At 73.9% G+C, this 16,936-nt stretch carries 14 protein-coding genes; 6 read left to right on the top strand and 8 right to left on the bottom strand.

The features are described from left to right. Positions 1-224 precede the first annotated feature (224 nt). Together ACQP12_RS12690 and ACQP12_RS12685 are read right to left on the bottom strand one after the other, a co-directional pair. A complete protein-coding gene (locus ACQP12_RS12690; RefSeq protein ID WP_433287688.1) occupies positions 225-1,985 on the bottom strand; it encodes a thiamine pyrophosphate-binding protein in 1,761 nt (586 codons plus the stop codon). After that, the gene (locus tag ACQP12_RS12685) at positions 1,978-3,105 is read right to left on the bottom strand and encodes a Vms1/Ankzf1 family peptidyl-tRNA hydrolase (RefSeq protein ID WP_433287686.1); all 1,128 of its coding nucleotides are present in this window, start codon (positions 3,103-3,105) and stop codon (positions 1,978-1,980) included. The genes ACQP12_RS12690 and ACQP12_RS12685 overlap by 8 nt, the downstream gene beginning before the upstream one ends. Before the next feature lie 149 nt (positions 3,106-3,254). On the opposite strand from ACQP12_RS12685, the gene ACQP12_RS12680 reads away from it, so the two are divergent. Both ACQP12_RS12680 and ACQP12_RS12675 read left to right on the top strand, forming a co-directional pair. Further along, positions 3,255-3,794 carry a hypothetical protein gene (locus ACQP12_RS12680; RefSeq protein ID WP_433287684.1) on the top strand — a complete coding sequence of 180 codons (540 nt, stop codon included), beginning with the start codon at positions 3,255-3,257 and terminating at the stop codon, positions 3,792-3,794. A 36-nt stretch (positions 3,795-3,830) separates the two neighbouring features. Continuing rightward, entirely contained in the window at positions 3,831-4,691 is an 861-nt protein-coding gene (locus ACQP12_RS12675) for an alpha/beta fold hydrolase (protein ID WP_433287682.1), read from the top strand. Positions 4,692-4,700: 9 nt separating this feature from the next. On the opposite strand, the gene ACQP12_RS12670 is transcribed toward ACQP12_RS12675, so the two are convergent. Beyond that, positions 4,701-5,039, bottom strand: a complete 339-nt coding sequence (locus tag ACQP12_RS12670; protein ID WP_357944841.1) for a DUF3817 domain-containing protein — start codon at positions 5,037-5,039, stop codon at positions 4,701-4,703. 163 nt (positions 5,040-5,202) lie between these two features. Between ACQP12_RS12670 and ACQP12_RS12665 the strand changes: the two genes are divergently transcribed. Next, positions 5,203-6,681, top strand: coding sequence for a glutamate--cysteine ligase (locus tag ACQP12_RS12665; RefSeq protein ID WP_433287679.1), 1,479 nt, complete (start codon positions 5,203-5,205; stop codon positions 6,679-6,681). A gap of 10 nt (positions 6,682-6,691) precedes the next feature. Here ACQP12_RS12665 and ACQP12_RS12660 read toward each other — a convergent pair whose 3' ends face one another. The 4 genes from ACQP12_RS12660 to glgX form a co-directional block, all read right to left on the bottom strand. Then, positions 6,692-7,261: a GNAT family N-acetyltransferase gene (locus ACQP12_RS12660; protein ID WP_433287677.1), complete on the bottom strand. Its 570-nt coding sequence runs from the start codon at positions 7,259-7,261 to the stop codon at positions 6,692-6,694. 105 nt (positions 7,262-7,366) lie between these two features. Beyond that, positions 7,367-9,100, bottom strand: a complete 1,734-nt coding sequence (treZ, locus tag ACQP12_RS12655; RefSeq protein WP_433287675.1) for a malto-oligosyltrehalose trehalohydrolase — start codon at positions 9,098-9,100, stop codon at positions 7,367-7,369. Then, a complete protein-coding gene (gene treY, locus ACQP12_RS12650; RefSeq protein ID WP_433287673.1) occupies positions 9,097-11,439 on the bottom strand; it encodes a malto-oligosyltrehalose synthase in 2,343 nt (780 codons plus the stop codon). The genes treZ and treY overlap by 4 nt, the downstream gene beginning before the upstream one ends. A 2-nt stretch (positions 11,440-11,441) precedes the next feature. After that, entirely contained in the window at positions 11,442-13,562 is a 2,121-nt protein-coding gene (gene glgX, locus ACQP12_RS12645; RefSeq protein WP_433287671.1) for a glycogen debranching protein GlgX, read from the bottom strand. 320 nt (positions 13,563-13,882) lie between these two features. On the opposite strand from glgX, the gene ACQP12_RS12640 reads away from it, so the two are divergent. The 3 genes from ACQP12_RS12640 to ACQP12_RS12630 all read left to right on the top strand — a co-directional run bounded on the left by ACQP12_RS12640 (position 13,883) and on the right by ACQP12_RS12630 (position 16,014). Next, positions 13,883-15,280 (top strand): glycosyltransferase family 4 protein, encoded by a 1,398-nt coding sequence (locus ACQP12_RS12640; protein WP_357944827.1) that lies wholly within the window; start codon positions 13,883-13,885, stop codon positions 15,278-15,280. A 29-nt stretch (positions 15,281-15,309) separates the two neighbouring features. Beyond that, the gene (locus ACQP12_RS12635; protein ID WP_433287668.1) at positions 15,310-15,450 is read left to right on the top strand and encodes a DNA-binding protein; all 141 of its coding nucleotides are present in this window, start codon (positions 15,310-15,312) and stop codon (positions 15,448-15,450) included. Between the two features lie 63 nt (positions 15,451-15,513). Beyond that, a complete protein-coding gene (locus tag ACQP12_RS12630; protein WP_433287666.1) occupies positions 15,514-16,014 on the top strand; it encodes an N-acetyltransferase family protein in 501 nt (166 codons plus the stop codon). Positions 16,015-16,051: 37 nt separating this feature from the next. Here ACQP12_RS12630 and ACQP12_RS12625 read toward each other — a convergent pair whose 3' ends face one another. Continuing rightward, complete coding sequence (locus ACQP12_RS12625; RefSeq protein ID WP_433287664.1) at positions 16,052-16,735, bottom strand: alpha/beta hydrolase; 684 nt, start codon at positions 16,733-16,735, stop codon at positions 16,052-16,054. Positions 16,736-16,936: the final 201 nt, after the last annotated feature.

Here is a 16,936-nt window from a genome sequence, read left to right as displayed (position 1 = left end):
CCGGCTTCCCGTCCCTCTGGGGTCTAAACGGGGCATCCCCCCACGGGTCGGACCAATCAGCGGGCGGGCGGCGGCACCGCGCGCAGCACGCACCGGAGCAGTTCCGCCGTGCCCCGCCGTCGCGGGCGGAACGGGGGCGAAAGCAGCGCGGCCCGGCGGCACGACAGCGGTCGGCACCGCCCCCGACCGAGGGCGGTGCCGACCTGACGCGTGGCCCGGTCCCGCTACACCAGGTCCTCCGCCTCCACGGCCGTCCCGGTCTCCAGCACCCGCTCCCGCACCCGCCGGGCGGCGTCCCCGTCGGCGAACAGGCCGCGCAGGTCGGCCAGGGCCGGCTCGGGCGGGTCCAGCGCGACCGACGGGTCGACCACGGCCTCCAGCACGCTGGGCCGGTCCGCGGCGAGCACCTCGTCCCAGGCGGGACCAACCAGGTCCGGCCGGTCCACCCGCACCCCGTGCAGGCCGAGCAGCCGGGCCCAGCCGGCGTACGGCACGTCGGGCCGCCGGGCGGCGAACGCCCCGGGCGGGCGTCCGTCACCCATCCCGGACTGGTCGCGGTTGTTCAGCACCAGCACCACCAGCCGGGGATCCCGCCACTCCTGCCAGTGGTGCGCCACGGTGATCAGCTCGGCCAGCCCGTTGAGCTGCATGGCGCCGTCGCCGAGCAGCGCGAGCACCGGCTCGTCGGGGCGGGCCAGCTTGGCGGCGACCGCGTACGGCAGGGCGCAGCCCATCGAGCCGAGCGTCCCGCAGAGCTGCGCCCGAACGCCCGGGGGCAGTTGCAGATGCCGGGCGTACCAGTAGATGACCGAACCGACGTCCACCGCGACGGAGCCGTCGCGCGGCAGCCGGGCGGAGAGCTCGTGCAGCACGAGCTGCGGGTTCACCGGCTCGGCCGGCGCGGCGGCCCGCTCGGCGGCGGCGTCCCGCCACCGGTCGACCGAGCTCTCCACGATGCCCCGCCACTGCGCGTTGGGCCGGTCCGGCAGCCGCGCCAGCAGCGCGCGCAGGGTCTCGGCGGCGTCGCCCACCAGCGGCACGTCCACCGGGTAGCGGGTGCCGACGCGCCGGCCGTCGATGTCGATCTGGATGGTGCGCACCTGGCCCGGCATCGGGAACCAGTCGGTCCACGGGTCGTTGGTGCCGACCATGAGCAGGGTGTCGCAGCCCCCCATGAGCTGCGCCGCGGCGGTCGTGCCGACCTCGCCGAGCACCCCGGTGTGGAAGGGCAGCCGCTCGTCGAGCACCGGCTTGCCCAGCAGCGAGGTGGCCACGCCCGCGCCGAGCCGGTCGGCGAGGGCGACCACCTCGTCGGCCGCCCCGTGCGCGCCCTGCCCGATCAGGATCGCCACCCGCTGCCCGGCGCCGAGCAACGCGGCGGCCGCGTCCAGGTCGGCGTCGTGCGGCAGCACCCGGGCCAGCGGCTCGCCCGGCGTCGCCGACATCACGCCGGCGGCCTGCGGCAGCAGGTCGGGCACGGCGGCGAGCTGCAACGCGTGCGGCAGCACCACGCAGGTCGGGCTGCGGGTGGCCGCCGCGGTGCGGAACGCCTGGTCCAGCAGGACCGGTACCTGGTCCGGGGTGCGGCCGTAGCGGACGAACTGGTTGCAGACGTCGCCGAAGAGGCGGCTCAGCCCGATCTCCTCGTGCGCCCCGCCGAGCGGCCCCGTGACGTCCTCGCCGACGATCGCCACCACCGGCTTGCTGTCCAGCTTGGCGTCGTAGAGGCCGTTGAGCAGGTGGACCGCGGCCGGCCCCTGGGTGGCCAGGCACACCCCGATCTCGCCGGTGAACTTGGCGTGCCCGGTGGCCATGAACGCGGCGGTCTCCTCGTGGCGCGCCGGGATGAACTCCGGGTCCCCGCCCGCCGCGTCGAGCGCGCCGACCAGGGGGGCGATCGCCGCCCCCGGGTAGCCGAACGCCCGAGGCACCCGCCAGGCCCGCAGCCGTTCGACGACCAGGTCCGCCACCGTACGGTCAGCCATTGCCCCGCCCGGGCGTGCTGACGTCGACGTAGCGCAGCACGGCGCCGACCCCGTCGGTGAGTTCCGGCGCCTCCTCCGGCGCGAGCACGGTGAGCTCGGCGTCGGTGCCGATGAGGGCGCGCAGCAGCGCGGCGTCGGCCCGTACCTTCTGCGGGTCGGCCACGGACATGTCCCGCAGCTGTGCCGGGTCCGTGGCGATCTCGGTGGGTTCCGGCCCCACCCACAGCTCGCCGTCGGCGGACGCGTCGTCGACGATCAGCATGGTGTCGACCTGGTCGCGTTGCAGGGCGGAGACCACGGCGTCGAGGCCGGCGCCGACGTCCTCCTGCACGCCGAAGCGGTCCAGCGCGGTGGCGATCCGCTGGTCGGCGACCTCGGCGATGGTCTGCACGGTGATGTCGTCCATCAGGGTGTCGTCGGCGCCGATCCTCTCGCGCGAGCCGGCGTCGGTGCGGACCAGCACGTCCTGCCAGCGCTCGGGCAGCTGGGCGGCGATCATCCCGGTGGCCCGGATGTCCCCGGCCACCACCACCACGTCCGCGCCGACCCGGTCGGCCAGCTCGGCGGTGGCCGCCGCGGCGTCACCGGCGTTGTGGTGCCAGGCCTCCATGGCGGCCCGCTGGTAGCGGGACTGCGACCAGCCGCCCGGCTGCACCCGGCGCAGCTGCCGGCTCTCCCGCCCCTTCACCGTGGCGCGCCGCGGCACCCCGCCGGCGCTGACCGCGACCGCGTCGGCCCCGGTCCGGTCGGCGAGCACCCGCACCCAGGCGATCTGCTCGCCGCGCTGGGCGACCAGGGGCATGGTGTGCGGCAGCGCGGACCAGGTGGCCAGGTCGCGCAGCGGCGGTGCGGAGAGGTATTCGGTGAGCACCACCCGCCCCCGGGTGGCGAAGACGGCGATGCCGTAGTCGCCGGGCATCGGTTGGTGCCGGCGGACCACCTCCTCAACCGCCTCGACGGTCGACTGGTCGGCGCCCTGTCCGATCAGCTCCCCCTTGAGCGCGCGCCAGCGCAGGTCGACCTGCGGACGTGCGTCGTGGGTGTCCCGGGAGGCGTCCAGGTACACCGAGCACCACGGCCCGGGACGGTCGTAGAGCGGGCGCAGGAAGGACAGCTGCATGCTCGACCCCTTTCCAGCTCGGCCGCACGCATACCCGCGCGACCCCGGATGTCACCTTCCGGGGCCGGCCGTGACCGGTGTTCATTCACGTCGTTCAACCCGGGGAATCGATACCATCAGTGAACGCGACGGGACTCTCGGTGGTGAACATGGACACGGAGCTGCACATCCGCCACGCCGTCCATCCGACGGAACGGATCGTCACCGGCCGGTTGGCCCGCCTCCAGGAGGGCTACGCCCGCGAGGTGCGGGTGGGTCAGCCGGTGCTGGTCGGGGTGCTGACCGCGGCGGGCGTGGTGGGGCTGCTGCTGCGGGTGGTCCGGGCGCTGCTCAGCAGCGGCGGCGGGGGCGCGCGGCGCAGCTTCAAGGAGCTGAAGAAGGGGCCCGAGTTCCTGGTCACGCCGGTCCGCGTACGCGACGCCACCGACCGGCTCGTGGAGGTCGAGCTGCACGGCCACCTGCCGCAGAGCGCCCTGCACCCCGGCGACCACCTGCAACTGACCCTGCGCCCGCAGCGCGACCCCGACCTGCCGCCCCGGATCGAGCGCATCGTCAACCTGACCACCGGTCAGCTGCTGACCCCGCGCACCGCCACGGTCTGGTCGCACCTGGGGCCGGCGCTGCTGCTGCAGGCGGCGCTCGGCGTGCTGCTGGTCGCCGGCGTCGCCGCCTGCTCGGCGCTCGGCTGAGGTTTCCGCTGCCGCCCGCCGGGGCACCGGCTCGCCATGTTCCCCGGATTCACCCTGGAGCACATCGACGTCGGCCCGGTGCGCCTGCGGGTCCGGCACGGCGGCTCCGGGCCGCCGGTGGTGCTGCTGCACGGGCACCCGCGCACCCACGCCACCTGGCACCGGGTGGCGCCGCTGCTCGCCGACCGGCACACCGTGATCTGCCCGGACCTGCGGGGGTACGGCGACTCGTCGAAACCGCCAAGCGACCCGGCGCACACCGCCTACTCGAAGCGGGCGATGGCCGGCGACGTCGTGGCGCTGCTCGACGCGCTCGGTCATTCCCGCGCGGCGGTCGTCGGTCACGACCGGGGCTGCTACGTGGCCATGCGGACCGCGCTGGACCACCCGGACCGGGTGACCCGGCTCGGCGTGCTCGACGGCGTGCCGATCGGCGAGGCCCTGGCGCGCTGCGACGCCCGGTTCGCGGCCCGCTGGTGGCACTGGTTCTTCCTGGGCCAGCTCGCGAAGCCGGCCGAGCGCGTGATCAACGCCGACCCGGACGCCTGGTACGGCGGCTCGCCGGAGGCGATGGGCGCGGAGGCGTACGCCGACTACCGCCGGGCCATCCACGACCCGGCCACGGTGCACGCCATGTGCGAGGACTACCGGGCGGGACTCGGCCCGGACCGGGCAGCGGACGACGCGGACCGGGCCGCCGGCAGGCGGATCGGCTGCCCCGTGCTCTTCGCCTGGTCGGAGCGGGACGACATGGTCGACCTGTACGGCGACCCGGCGGCGATCTGGCGGGACTGGGCCGACGACGTGCGGGCGGCGTCGATCCCCTCCGGCCACCACATGGCCGAGGAGGCGCCGGTGGAGCTGGCCGCCCTGCTCGGCGACTTCCTGGCCGGGTGATCCCGGCGGTCAGCCGACCGGCGTGAGGGGGCGCTCGGTGGCGGCCGGCGTGGCGAGGAGGCCGCGGCGGCGGGCCCAGCGCTCGAAGAGCACCGTGGCGAACGGCGGCACGGCGCAGGCCAGCGCGACGGCGGTGTGCCACAGCGACCAGCGCCGCTGCCGGGCCACCACCAGCACGAGCAGCCCGTACGCCACGAAGAGCGCGCCGTGGACCGGGCCGAACACGTGCACGCCGATCTCGTTGCGCGGCGGCCCGTACTTGACGGCCATGCCGGCCAGCAGGGCGGCCCACGAACAGGCCTCGGCGATCGCCGCCGCCACGAACAGCCTGATGGTCATCTCGCGCATCCGGCCATGCTAGCCAGCCGGGCCGGCCGGATCGGCCACGACACTGTGCGACGCGACAGGGATCACCGGCGGGACAGCTGGGTAGTAATGGGTCCCCCGGCTCTTTCCCCGCGCCGCGGTGGCGTGCGAGGTTAGGGGGACCAACGGTGACAGGGTGGTGACCATGGGCGAGGACGTCGGCGTGCGCACCTTCAGCCGCGAGGACCGGGCCCGCTACCGCGACAAGGTGCGGCGTTGCCTGGACGTGTTCGCCGAGATGCTGCGGGAGTCCCGCTTCGACGTGGAGCGGCCGATGACCGGGCTGGAGATCGAGCTGAACCTGGTCGACGAGGACTCCCAGCCGGCCATGCGCAACGCCGACGTGCTGGAGGCGATCGCCGATCCCAGCTTCCAGACCGAGCTGGGCCAGTTCAACGTGGAGATCAACGTCGCGCCGCGCCGGTTGACCGGCACCGGCACGGCCCAGTTCGAGGAGCACGTCCGGGCCAGCCTCAACGCCGCCGAGGAGAAGGCCCGCGCGGTCGGCGCGCACATGGTGATGATCGGCATCCTGCCGACCCTGCGCCCGGAGCACCTGACCGCCGAGACCCTGTCGGCCAACCCGCGCTACGCCCTGCTCAACGAGCAGATCTTCGCCGCCCGGGGCGAGGACCTGCGTATCTCGATCAGCGGGGTCGAGCGGCTGGCCACCACGGCGGACACCATCACCCCCGAGGCCGCCTGCACCAGCACCCAGTTCCACCTCCAGGTCAGCCCGGACCAGTTCGCCGACCACTGGAACGCCGCCCAGGCGATCGCCGGCGTCCAGGTCGCGCTCGGCGCGAACTCGCCGCTGCTGTTCGGCCGGGAGCTGTGGCGGGAGACCCGGGTGCCGCTGTTCCAGCAGGCCACCGACACCCGCGCCGAGGAGATCAAGGCCCAGGGGGTACGCCCCCGCGTGTGGTTCGGGGAACGCTGGATCACCAGCGTGTTCGACCTCTTCGAGGAGAACGTGCGTTACTTCCCCGCGCTGCTGCCAGTCTGCGACCCGGAGGACCCGGCGGAGACCCTGGCCGCCGGGGGCGTGCCGAAACTCGCCGAGCTGCGGCTGCACAACGGCACGATCTACCGGTGGAACCGCCCCGTCTACGACGTGCTGAAGGGCCGCCCGCACCTGCGGGTCGAGAACCGGGTGCTGCCCGCCGGGCCGACCGTGCTGGACACCGTCGCCAACGGCGCCTTCTACTTCGGCCTGGTCCGCGCCCTCGCCGAGTCCGACCGGCCGCTCTGGTCGCAGATGTCGTTCAGCGCGGCCGAGGAGAACTTCACCAACTGCGCCCGGCACGGCATCGACGCCCAGGTGTTCTGGCCGGGGCTGGGCTACCTGCCGGTGACCGAGCTGGTGCTGCGCCGGCTGCTGCCGCTGGCCCACCACGGGCTGGACCGGTGGGGCCTCGACCCGGTCGAGCGGGACCGGCTGCTCGGCATCGTCGAGCAGCGCTGCCTGACCGGCCGCAACGGCGCGACCTGGCAGGTGGAGACGCTGCACCGGCTGGAGTCAGCCGACCACCTGGACCGGCCGGAGGCGCTGCGCGAGGTGGTCCGCCACTACGTCGACCTCATGCACACCAACCGCCCGGTCCACGAGTGGCCGATCCCCTGACCGTTCCGGCTCAGAACGGGGACGGGTCGTCCCGCAGCCGGCTGTAGAGCCAGCCGTCGCGCCAGGCGCCGGCGCGGAACTCGCAGGCCCGGATCACCCCTTCGAGCTGGAAGCCGGCCTTCTCCAGCGACCGCTGCTCGGCGACGTTCTCGGGGTGGGTGCCGGCCTGGATCCGCTGCGCCGGCGTGTGCGCGAACAGATAGTCGCAGAGCAGTGCCTGCGCGCGCCAACCGATACCCCGCCCGCGCCACTCGGGCAGGAGCGCGACACCGATCTCCCAGTACGGCGCGCGTCCGCTGTAGATACCCGACTGGTAGCTCACGAGGCCGGCCGCGGTCTCCTCGGGCTCGACCTGGACGATGAGCCGGCCGTCCCGCTCGCCCAGGTAGCCGTCCTCGGCGTACCGGCGGGCGGGCGCGCCCGCGTCCCGAAAGCCGGCCCAGTCGAGCCCGATCAGGCCCGGCTCGGTGAGGAACCGGCGGAGCATCGCCAGGTCCGGCTCGGCCACCGGACGCAGCCGGACCGTGCCGCCGCCCGCCTCGTGCGCGATGCCGGCGAGCCTCGGCTCGGCCTCGTCCATGTGCGGAACGCTAGCGGCCGTCGTCTCGCGTCGCTGCCCCGTGGCGCACGCCGGGCAGCGCACGGTCGCCGGACCGTCTGGCCGCCTGCCCGGACCGGTGAGCGGTCAGAGCGCCACGATCGCGGCGGACTCCGGCGGCAGCTCGATGCCGTCGCGCATCACGGTGACCCCCTCGGAGGTGGCGAGCAGCACCCGGCGCACCACGCCGGGCAGGTTGATGCGCTGCGGCTTGCCGGCCAGGTTCGCCACCACGAGGCAGCCGCCCCGGCGCATCAGCAGGAACTGGTCGCCGTGGCGGACGTCGACGTGGCCGAGCCGGGGGTCGGACAGGTCGGGACGCTGCTTGCGCAGGGCGATGAGCCGCCGGTAGAAGTCGTACATCTCCCGGTGCTCGGGCTTGTCCAGCTCGGCCCAGTCGAGCCGGGACCGGACGAAGGTCTGCGGGTCCTGCGGGTCGGGCACGTCCCCCGGCGGCCAGCCGTGCGCCGCGAACTCCCGCCGGCGCCCGGTCGCGACCGCGGTGGCCAGCTCGGGCTCGGGGTGGCTGGTGAAGAACTGCCACGGCGTGCTGGCCGCCCACTCCTCCCCCATGAACAGCATCGGAGTGAAGGGCGCGGTCATCAGCAGGGTGGCGCCGACGCGCAGCAGCCCGGCGGAGAGCGTCTGGGAGATCCGGTCCCCGGTGGCCCGGTTGCCGATCTGGTCGTGGTTCTGCAGGTACGCCACGAACCGGTGCCCCGGCGTGCGCTGCCGGTCGACGGGCCGGCCGTGGCTGCGGTTGCGGAAGCTGGACCAGGTGCCGGCGTGGAAGAACGCGCCGGTCAGCACGTCGGTGAGGCATTCGAGGGAGCCGAAGTCGCCGTAGTAGCCCTGCCGTTCCCCGGTGAGCAGGGTGTGCAGCGCGTGGTGGGCGTCGTCGTTCCACTGGGCGTGCAGCCCGTAGCCGCCGGCCTCCCGCGGAGTGATCAGCTTCGGGTCGTTGAGGTCGCTCTCGGCGATCAGCGACAGCGGCCGGGCCAGGTGGGTGGAGAGGGCCTCCACCTCGGCGGCCACCTCCTCCAGGAAGGGGGTGGCCCGGGAGTCCGGCATGGCGTGCACGGCGTCGAGCCGCAGCCCGTCGACGTGGTAGTCGCGCAGCCACATGAGCACGCTGTCGACGATGTAGCGGCGCACCCCGTCGGAGTGCGGCCCGTCCAGGTTGACGGTGCGGCCCCAGGTATTGCTCTGCTCGGTGAGGTACGGCGCGAAACGCGGCGCGTAGGCCCCGGAGGGCCCGAAATGGTTGTAGACGACGTCGAGGATCACCCCCAGCCCCTTGGCGTGCGCCGCGTCGACGAAGCGCTTGAGCCCGTCGGGCCCGCCGTACGGCTCGTGGGGCGCGTACCAGCAGACCCCGTCATAGCCCCAGTTGTGCTCGCCGTTGAAGGCGTTGACCGGGAGCAGCTCGACCAGGTCGACACCGAGGTCGACCAGGTGGTCGAGGCGGCCGATCGCCGCGTCGAAGGTGCCCTCCGGGGTGAACGTGCCGATGTGCAGCTCGTAGAGGACGCTGCCGGGCAGCTGCCGCCCGGTCCAGCCCTGGTCGGTCCAGCCGAACGCGGCGTGGTCGTAGCGCCGGCTCGGCCCGTGCACCCCCTGCGGCTGCCAGGCCGACCGGGGGTCGGGCAGCGCCTGGTCGTCGTCGTCCAGCAGGAACGCGTAGTCGGTGCCGGGCCCGGCGCCGGGCACCTCGGCCCGCCACCAGCCGTCCGGGCCGGGGCGCATGTCGTGGTCGGCGACGCCGGGCAGGCGCAGCCGCACCCGGGCGGCTTCGGGCGCCCACACCGTGAACTCGGTCATGCGGCAGCCTCCACGGAGACGGAGTCGGTGGGAGCGAGGAGGGCGACGGGGTAGGTGCTCAGCAGATCGTGCATCAGCAGCTCAGACCCACTGTAGACCCGACCGGTGAACACGTCGGTAACACTGTTGCCGGAAATCGCGAGGGTCGTGTCGCGCCAGCCGCCGTCGCGGACCAGCCGCAGCGGCAGACGGGTGGCCACCGCGATCGCCCCGCCCCGGTCGAAGGCGACCGCGTGCGCGCCGGCCGGCCCGTGCGCCGGCACCGGCCGGTAGCCGGTGAACAGCTCCGGACGGTCCCGGCGCAGCCGCAGGGTCCGGGAGACCACGAGCAGCTTGGCCGCGCCGTCGGCGGCCACCGCCGGCTGCCAGCCGGCGTCGAGTCGGGCCAGCAGGTCCCGGCGTACGGCGAAGTCGACCGGGCGGCGGTTGTCGGGGTCGACCAGGGAGTTCTCCCACAGCTCGGTGCCCTGGTAGGTGTCCGGCACCCCGGGCATGGCGAGCTGGACCAGCTTCTGCCCGAGCGAGTTGGACCAGCCGGGCGGGGTGATCTCGCCGGCGAACGCGGTGAGCTGGGCGTGCAGCTCCGGGTCGTCGTACAGCCGGTCGACCAGGGCGTGCAGCTCGTGCTCGAACGCGGGGTCGGGGTCGGCCCAGCTGGTCGACACGGACGCCTCCCGGGCGGCCTTCTCGGCGTACCTGTGCAGCCGCTCGCGCTCGATGGGCCAGGCCCCGACGGCGGTCTGCCACAGCAGGTGGGCGAACGCGGGATCGGCCAGCGGGGCGCGGGACATCCAGTCGGCGACCCGCTCGGCCCAGCGGCCGGGCAGCTCGGACAGGACGGCGAGCCGGGCCCGGACGTCCTCGCCGCGCTTGGTGTCGTGGGTGGAGAGCGTGGTCATGCTCGCCGGCCAGCGCACCTGCCGGGCGGTGGCGAAGCGGTGGAACTCGGCCGGCGGCACGCCGAAGTGGGCGGGGCTGCCGCCCACCTCGTTGAGGGCGACGAACCGGCTCCACCGGTAGTAGGCGGTGTCCTCCACCCCCTTGGCCATCACCGCGCCGGAGAGCTGCGGGAAGCGGGCGGCCAGCTCGTGCCCGGGGTCGCGGAGCCGGGCGGTGACCTCGTCCAGCACGGCGGTCAGGTCGGGGCGGCGGCGGCCGGCCTCGGCGCGGGCGGCGGCGAGGTGCCGGGCGCCCTCCGGCGGGTAGCCGCGGTAGACCGGGAAGCAGGCCGCCAGCTCGGCGAGGGCCGCCCGGACCTGCTCGGCGGGCAGCTCGGGGACGAGGGCGGCCAGCCGGCTCAGCTCGGCGGCGAGCAGCCGGGTGGCGGCCGCCAGCTTGGTGTCGTGGGTGAGGTCCTGCCACGAGGTGTGCCGGCCGGTGAGCCGGCCGTCCAGCGCCGTGAAGTCCGCCTCGGCGTCCGGGTCCACGAAGAGCCCGCCCGCCGCGGCCAGGGCGTCGTAGCCGGTGGTGCCGTCGACCGGCCAGTCCGGCAGATCCTCGCCGTACTCCAGGATCTTCTCCACGACCAGCCACGCGCCGGGCGCGGCGGCGCGCAGCCGGGCCAGGTAGCCGGCGGGGTCGCGCAGCCCGTCCGGGTGGTCGACCCGGATGCCGTCGAGGTCACCGGCGGCGGCCCAGCGCAGGATCTCGGTGTGGGTGGCGCGGAAGACCTCCGGGTCCTCCACCCGCAGCCCGGCCAGGTCGGACACGGCGAAGAACCGGCGGTACGTCAGCTCGCTGTCGCCGCGCCGCCAGTCGACCAGCTCGTAGTGCTGCCGGTCGTGCACCTCGCGGGGCGTCCCGTCCCCGGTGCCGTCGGCGATCGGGAAGCGGTGCTCGTGGTAGCGCAGCTCCCCGTCGACCACCTTGAGGTCGTCCAGGGCGGCGGGGGTGTCGGCGAGCACCGGCAGGAGCAGCCGGCCCCGGTCCCAGTCGATGTCGAACCAGTCCGCGTACGCCGAGGCGCGACCCCGGCGCAGCACGTCCCACCAGGCCGGGTTGGCCGCCGGTCGGGCCACCCCGGCGTGGTTGGGCACGATGTCCACGACCAGGCCGAGCCCGGCCGCGCGCAGCGCCCGGACGAGGCGCTGCCGGCCGCCCTCACCGCCGAGCTCCGGGTTGACCGCGCGGTGGTCGACCACGTCGTAGCCGTGCTGCGAGCCGGGGGTGGCGGTGAGCAGGGGCGCGCTGTAGAGGTGGGTGACGCCGAGGTCGGCCAGGTAGCCGGCGAGGCCGGCGGTGGCGTCGAGGTCGAAGCCGGGGCGGACCTGGACGCGGTAGGTCGACCCCACCCGCGCCGTCGTCGCCGTCGTCTCGTCGGGGTGGGGGGTGTCGGGCATGGTCAGGCCGTCCTCTCCAGGACCAGCAGCGAGCGGTCGGGGACGCAGACACTCCCGCCCGCCTCGACCGCCAGTGTCTTCTCCGGATCCGGGTCCGCGGTGCTGATGACCAGCTCCCACCGCTGCCCGAACTCGGCCGGTGGCAGGGTGAAGTCCAGCGGCGCGTCGTGCGCGTTGAACAGCAGCAGGAACGAGTCGTCCCGGTGGCGCTGGCCGTACTGGCCGCGTTCCGGGATGCCGTCGCCGTTGACGAACAGGGCCACCGAGCGGCCGAAGTCGTTGCCCCAGTCCTCGCCGGTCATCTCCCGGCCGTCGGGCGTGTACCAGGCCAGGTCGGGCAGGGCGGTGCCGGCGGCCCGGCCGCCGACCGGCAGGCCGGTGAAGAACCGCCGCCGCTGGAACACCCGGTGCCGCTTGCGGAACTCGGTGAGCCGCTGGACGAACGCCACCAGGTCCTCGTCGGCCCGCGTCCAGTCGACCCACGCCAGCTCGCTGTCCTGGCAGTAGGCGTTGTTGTTGCCGTGCTGGGTGCGGCCCAGCTCGTCGCCGTGGCCCAGCATCGGCACGCCCTGGGAGAGGATGAGGGTGGCCAGGAAGTTGCGCCGCTGCCGGGCGCGCAGGGCGAGCACCGCGCGGTCGTCGGTGTCCCCCTCGACGCCGCAGTTCCAGGATCGGTTGTGGCTCTCCCCGTCGCGGTTCTCCTCGCCGTTGGCCTCGTTGTGCTTGTCGTTGTAGGAGACCAGGTCGTTGAGCGTGAACCCGTCGTGGCAGGTGACGAAGTTGATGCTGTGGAACGGGCGGCGCCCGTCGTCCTGGTAGAGGTCGGCGGAGCCGGAGATCCGGGAGGCGAACTCGGCCAGGGTGTGCGGCTCGCCGCGCCAGAAGTCCCGCACGGTGTCCCGGTACTTGCCGTTCCACTCGGTCCACTGCGGCGGGAAGTTGCCGACCTGGTAGCCGCCCGGGCCGACGTCCCACGGCTCGGCGATCAGCTTGACCCGGCCGACCACCGGGTCCTGCTGCACCACCTCGAAGAAGGTGGAGAGGCGGTCCACCTCGTAGAACTCCCGGGCGAGGGTGGCCGCCAGGTCGAAGCGGAAGCCGTCGACGTGCATCTCGGTGACCCAGTAGCGCAGCGAATCCATGATCAGCTGCAGCGAGTGGGGGCTGCGCACGTTGAGGCTGTTGCCCGTGCCCGTGTAGTCGACGAAGTAGCGACGATCTTCCTCGGAGAGCCGGTAGTAGCTCGGGGTGTCGATGCCCTTGAAGCTCAGCGACGGCCCGAGGTGGTTGCCCTCGGCGGTGTGGTTGTAGACCACGTCGAGGATGACCTCGATGCCGGCCGCGTGCAGCGCCTTGACCATGCCGCGGAACTCCTGCACCTGCTGGCCGAGCCGGCCCAGCGCCGAGTAGCCGTGGTGCGGGGCGAAGAAGCCGATGGTGTTGTAGCCCCAGTAGTTGCGCAGCCCCAGGTCGGCCAGGCGGTGGTCGTGCACGAACTCGTGCACCGGCATGAGCTCGACGGCGGTCACCCCGAGCCGCTGGAAGTAGTCGATCATCACGGGCGAGCCGATCGCCGCGTACGTGCCGCGCAGCTCCTCCGGGATGTCGGGGTGGCGCATGGTCAGGCCGCGCACGTGCGCCTCGTAGATCACCGAGTGGTGGTACGGGGTGCGCGGCGGCCGGTCGTTGCCCCAGTCGAAGTACGGGTTCACCACCACCGACTTCGGCATGAACGGCGCCGAGTCGGTGTCGTTCCGCCGGTCCGGGTCGCCGCCCACCTCGTAGTCGTAGACGGCCGGGTCCCAGCTGACCTCCCCGTCGACCGCCTTCGCGTACGGGTCGAGGAGCAGCTTGTGCGGGTTGCAGCGCAGCCCGTTGGCCGGGTCCCACGGCCCGTGCACCCGGTAGCCGTAGCGCTGGCCGGGCTCGATGCCGGGCAGGTAGGCGTGCCAGACGTAGGCGTCGACCTCGCGCAGCTCGACGCGCCGCTCGGCGCCGGTGTCCCACTCGTCGAACAGGCAGAGCTCGATCTTCTCCGCCACCTCGGAGAAGATCGCGAAGTTGGTTCCCATCCCGTCGTAGGTGGCACCGAGGGGATAGCTCTCGCCCGGCCAGACCTGCATGTCGCTCCTTCGGCCATGATCATGAGCGCACCGGACGGGCGGGCCGCCGGTGCGCACGCCGCTAATGCCCCGCCACACGCTCCGCCAATCCACCCGTTCGGACGGTAACCGAATTCCACCCACCTGAGGCGGGCCGGACCGTCAGGTGTTGTCCGTCACGATCGCCCTTTTCCAGATGCGGGTTCGCGCCGGATGGCTTTTCCTGGGTGGCGGACGCGCGTGCCCGCGCGGGTCCATCCCCGGCCGTTCGGCCACCCCACCACGCTCCCCACGCCGCCAGTGACGTCGGCGCGTACCAGCATGCATGGACGGAGATCGATGTGACCACCCTGCGGGTCGGCGCGCAGCCCGCCACCGCGACGGACCGGACCCACCGGCCCACCCTCACCTCCCGCCCCACCATCCCGCCGCAGCCCGGCGTGCCGCCCCGGACGCGGCGCATCCTCATGCTGTCGTGGGAGTACCCGCCGGTGCTCGTCGGTGGCCTCGGCCGCCACGTGCACGCGCTCTCCGTCGCCCTGGCCGCCGCCGGCCACGAGGTCACCGTCGTCACCCGGCACGCCGACGGCGCGCCGCTGGAGGAGTACGCCGACGGCGTGCGGATCGTCCGCGCCGCCGAGGACCCGGTCACCTTCCCCCTCGCGACCGGCTCGCTGCTGGCCTGGACCATGGCGTTCAACCACACCCTCACCCGGGCCGCCCTGCGCGCCACCGAGTCCGGCGCGTACGACGTCATCCACGCCCACGACTGGCTGGTCGCGCACACCGCCATGACCCTGCGCGAGCACCTGGACGTACCGCTGGTCAGCACCATCCACGCCACCGAGGCCGGCCGGCACCAGGGCTGGCTGCCCGAGGAGATGAACCGCACCATCCACGGCGTCGAACACTGGCTGGCCACCGAGTCGGGCCGGGTGATCGTCTGCTCCGGCTACATGCGCGACGAGGTGGGCGCGCTGTTCGGGGTGGACCCCGCCCGGGTCGACGTGGTGCCCAACGGGGTGGAACCGCACCGCTGGCGGGTGCCCGGCTCGGCCGTCGCCGCGGCCCGGGCCCGGTTCGCCGGGGACGGCCCGCTGGTCACCTTCGCCGGCCGGCTGGTCTACGAGAAGGGCGTGCAGCACCTGCTCGCCGGGCTGCCCCGGCTGCGCGACCGGCACCCCGGGCTGCGCGCGGTGATCGTCGGCGACGGCCCGTACCGGGCGACCCTGGAAGCCGAGGTGCACCGGCTCGGGCTGGGCGGCACGGTCAGCATGCCCGGCTTCCTCGGCGGCACCGACCTGCCCGCCGTGATGGCCGCCTCGGACTGCTTCGCGGTGCCCAGCATCTACGAGCCGTTCGGCATGGTGGCCCTGGAGGGCGCGGCGGCCGGCGCGCCCCTCGCGGTGTCCCGCACCGGCGGGCTGGCCGAGATCGTCGAGCCGGGCGTCACCGGACTGACCTTCGCGCCGCAGGACCCCGACGGGCTCGCCGAGGCGGTCCACGCGCTGCTCTCCGACCGGGACCGGGCCCGGCTGCTGGCCCGGCGCGCCCGCGCCATGGTCCACGACCAGTACGGCTGGTCCGCCATCGCGTCGCGCACGGCCGCCGCGTACGCGTCCGCCATCGCAGGCGATCCCGCGTTCACGGCCGCCCGGGCGGAGCAGCGGATGGCCGCCGGCCGGACCCTGCCCGCCCTGCCCGAGGGCAACCTGCTCGCGGCCGCCGGCCTGCGCTGACCCGAGCCACGACGGCCGCCGCCCCTCCCGTGGGGCGGCGGCCGCAGGCGTACCAGATCACCAGCCGCCGGGACTTCCCCGAGCCCGTTGCCATGCTCCAGATGGGCAACGTCTGGCTCGCCGAGGACGTCGAGAAGTGGATCGCTGAAAAGCGACCCGACATGGACTGAGCCCCGCCCTGCCGGACATGACAGGTCCCCTGAGGCTGCGGCGTCGGCCCTAGGATCGCGAGCATGCGGGAGGTGGGGCTGACGGTGCGGCCGGCGAGCCTGGCGGATGTTGCCTCACTGGTGGGGTTGCGCCTGGCCAACGCCGAGGCGCACCTCGCTCTCGACCCTGACGTCTACCGCCTTCCGCAGCCTGAGGCGGTGGTGCGCCACTTCACGGCCGTGCTGGCCGACGAGGCGGGGCGGGGCGGTGTTCTCGTCGCCGAGGCTCATGACGGCCGGGTGGTCGGAATGATCGAGGTGTTGTCGCAACCCGATCCGCCGGAGCATCAGATCCTGCGTCCCGAACCTTCGGCGCAGGTGCACACGGTGGTGCTGCCCGATGCGAGGGGGCTCGGGGTGGGAGCAGCGTTGCTGGAGGCGGCCGAACGGTGGGCAACCGACCGAGGCATCACCTACCTGTCGGCCGGCATCCACCACCGCAACGTCGGTGCGGTGCGCTTCTACCGTCGGCACGGCTACACCGACGCCGGCTTCTCCCTAGGCAGGCATCTGGGCGTCCGGTGACCAGTGGTACGCCCGGCTGCGCGCCGGCCACGGAGGATCAGCGGGACCGCCGGCCCAACAACAGCGCGGCGTCCCGGAGGAAACGGTCCTCCGCCGCGGCAGCGGCTGGTGACACGTCCCGCAGGGTCGGGAAGTTGTGGATCAGTCCGGGCTCACGTCGGTGCGTCACCGGCACGCCAGCGGCCCGCAGGCGCACGGCGTAGGCCTCACCCTCGTCGCGCAGCGGATCGTGCTCGGCGGTCACGACGACGGCCGGCGGCAGGCCTCGCAGGTCCGCGACGAGCGGATTGGCCAACGGCGAGTCGCGGGTGTCGGGATCGGGCAGCCACATCGCGACCCATCGACGAAGGGTGTCGGCATCGAGCAGCCAGCCGCGCCCCTTGTCCTCGACGCTCGGACACCGGAGCGTGGGATCGGCGTTCGGGCAGACCAGCAGCTGCGCCAGCAGGGAAACCTCGTCGCGCAGCCGCAGCGCCGCCAGGATCGCGATGAGGCCGCCCGCCGAGTCCCCGGCCACCGCAACCGGTGTCCCGTCCCCGGCGACCCGCCTGACCACCCCCACCGCGTCGTCGACCGCCGCGGGCCAGGGATGTTCCGGCGCGCGTCGATAGTCGAGCGCGACCACCGACGCGGCCGTCGCCACGGCGAGCCGCCGCACCTGCGCGTCATGCGTGTCGAGATCTCCCAGGACGAACCCGCCGCCGTGGAGGTAGACGACCACCGGGCCGGCGCCCGGCTCGTAGACCCGTACCGGGACACCCGCCATCGTCGTGTCGGCGGTCGGGACGTCCGGTCCCGGCGTACGCGCCGCGGCCCGGGTGCGGGACGCCTGACGTAACGTCGCCATGTCCGGTTCGCCGACGGTCGGCTGGGCCCGCGCGGTTCGCAGAAATGCGGCCAGGTGGTCGTCAGCGATGAACTC

Source organism: Micromonospora sp. CA-244673 (assembly GCF_050948395.1).
GTDB lineage: Bacteria > Actinomycetota > Actinomycetes > Mycobacteriales > Micromonosporaceae > Micromonospora.
This window is presented reverse-complemented; position numbering and strand designations above follow the sequence as displayed.

What these genes read in the sequence shown, in the direction of transcription:
- ACQP12_RS12690 (WP_433287688.1), bottom strand. Translation starts at nt 1,985, where the DNA reads ATGGCTGACCGTACGGTGGCGGACCTGGTCGTCGAACGGCTGCGGGCC.
- ACQP12_RS12685 (WP_433287686.1), bottom strand. Translation starts at nt 3,105, where the DNA reads ATGCAGCTGTCCTTCCTGCGCCCGCTCTACGACCGTCCCGGGCCGTGG.
- ACQP12_RS12680 (WP_433287684.1), top strand. Translation starts at nt 3,255, where the DNA reads ATGGACACGGAGCTGCACATCCGCCACGCCGTCCATCCGACGGAACGG.
- ACQP12_RS12675 (WP_433287682.1), top strand. Translation starts at nt 3,831, where the DNA reads ATGTTCCCCGGATTCACCCTGGAGCACATCGACGTCGGCCCGGTGCGC.
- ACQP12_RS12670 (WP_357944841.1), bottom strand. Translation starts at nt 5,039, where the DNA reads ATGCGCGAGATGACCATCAGGCTGTTCGTGGCGGCGGCGATCGCCGAG.
- ACQP12_RS12665 (WP_433287679.1), top strand. Translation starts at nt 5,203, where the DNA reads ATGGGCGAGGACGTCGGCGTGCGCACCTTCAGCCGCGAGGACCGGGCC.
- ACQP12_RS12660 (WP_433287677.1), bottom strand. Translation starts at nt 7,261, where the DNA reads ATGGACGAGGCCGAGCCGAGGCTCGCCGGCATCGCGCACGAGGCGGGC.
- treZ (WP_433287675.1), bottom strand. Translation starts at nt 9,100, where the DNA reads ATGACCGAGTTCACGGTGTGGGCGCCCGAAGCCGCCCGGGTGCGGCTG.
- treY (WP_433287673.1), bottom strand. Translation starts at nt 11,439, where the DNA reads ATGCCCGACACCCCCCACCCCGACGAGACGACGGCGACGACGGCGCGG.
- glgX (WP_433287671.1), bottom strand. Translation starts at nt 13,562, where the DNA reads ATGCAGGTCTGGCCGGGCGAGAGCTATCCCCTCGGTGCCACCTACGAC.
- ACQP12_RS12630 (WP_433287666.1), top strand. Translation starts at nt 15,514, where the DNA reads ATGCGGGAGGTGGGGCTGACGGTGCGGCCGGCGAGCCTGGCGGATGTT.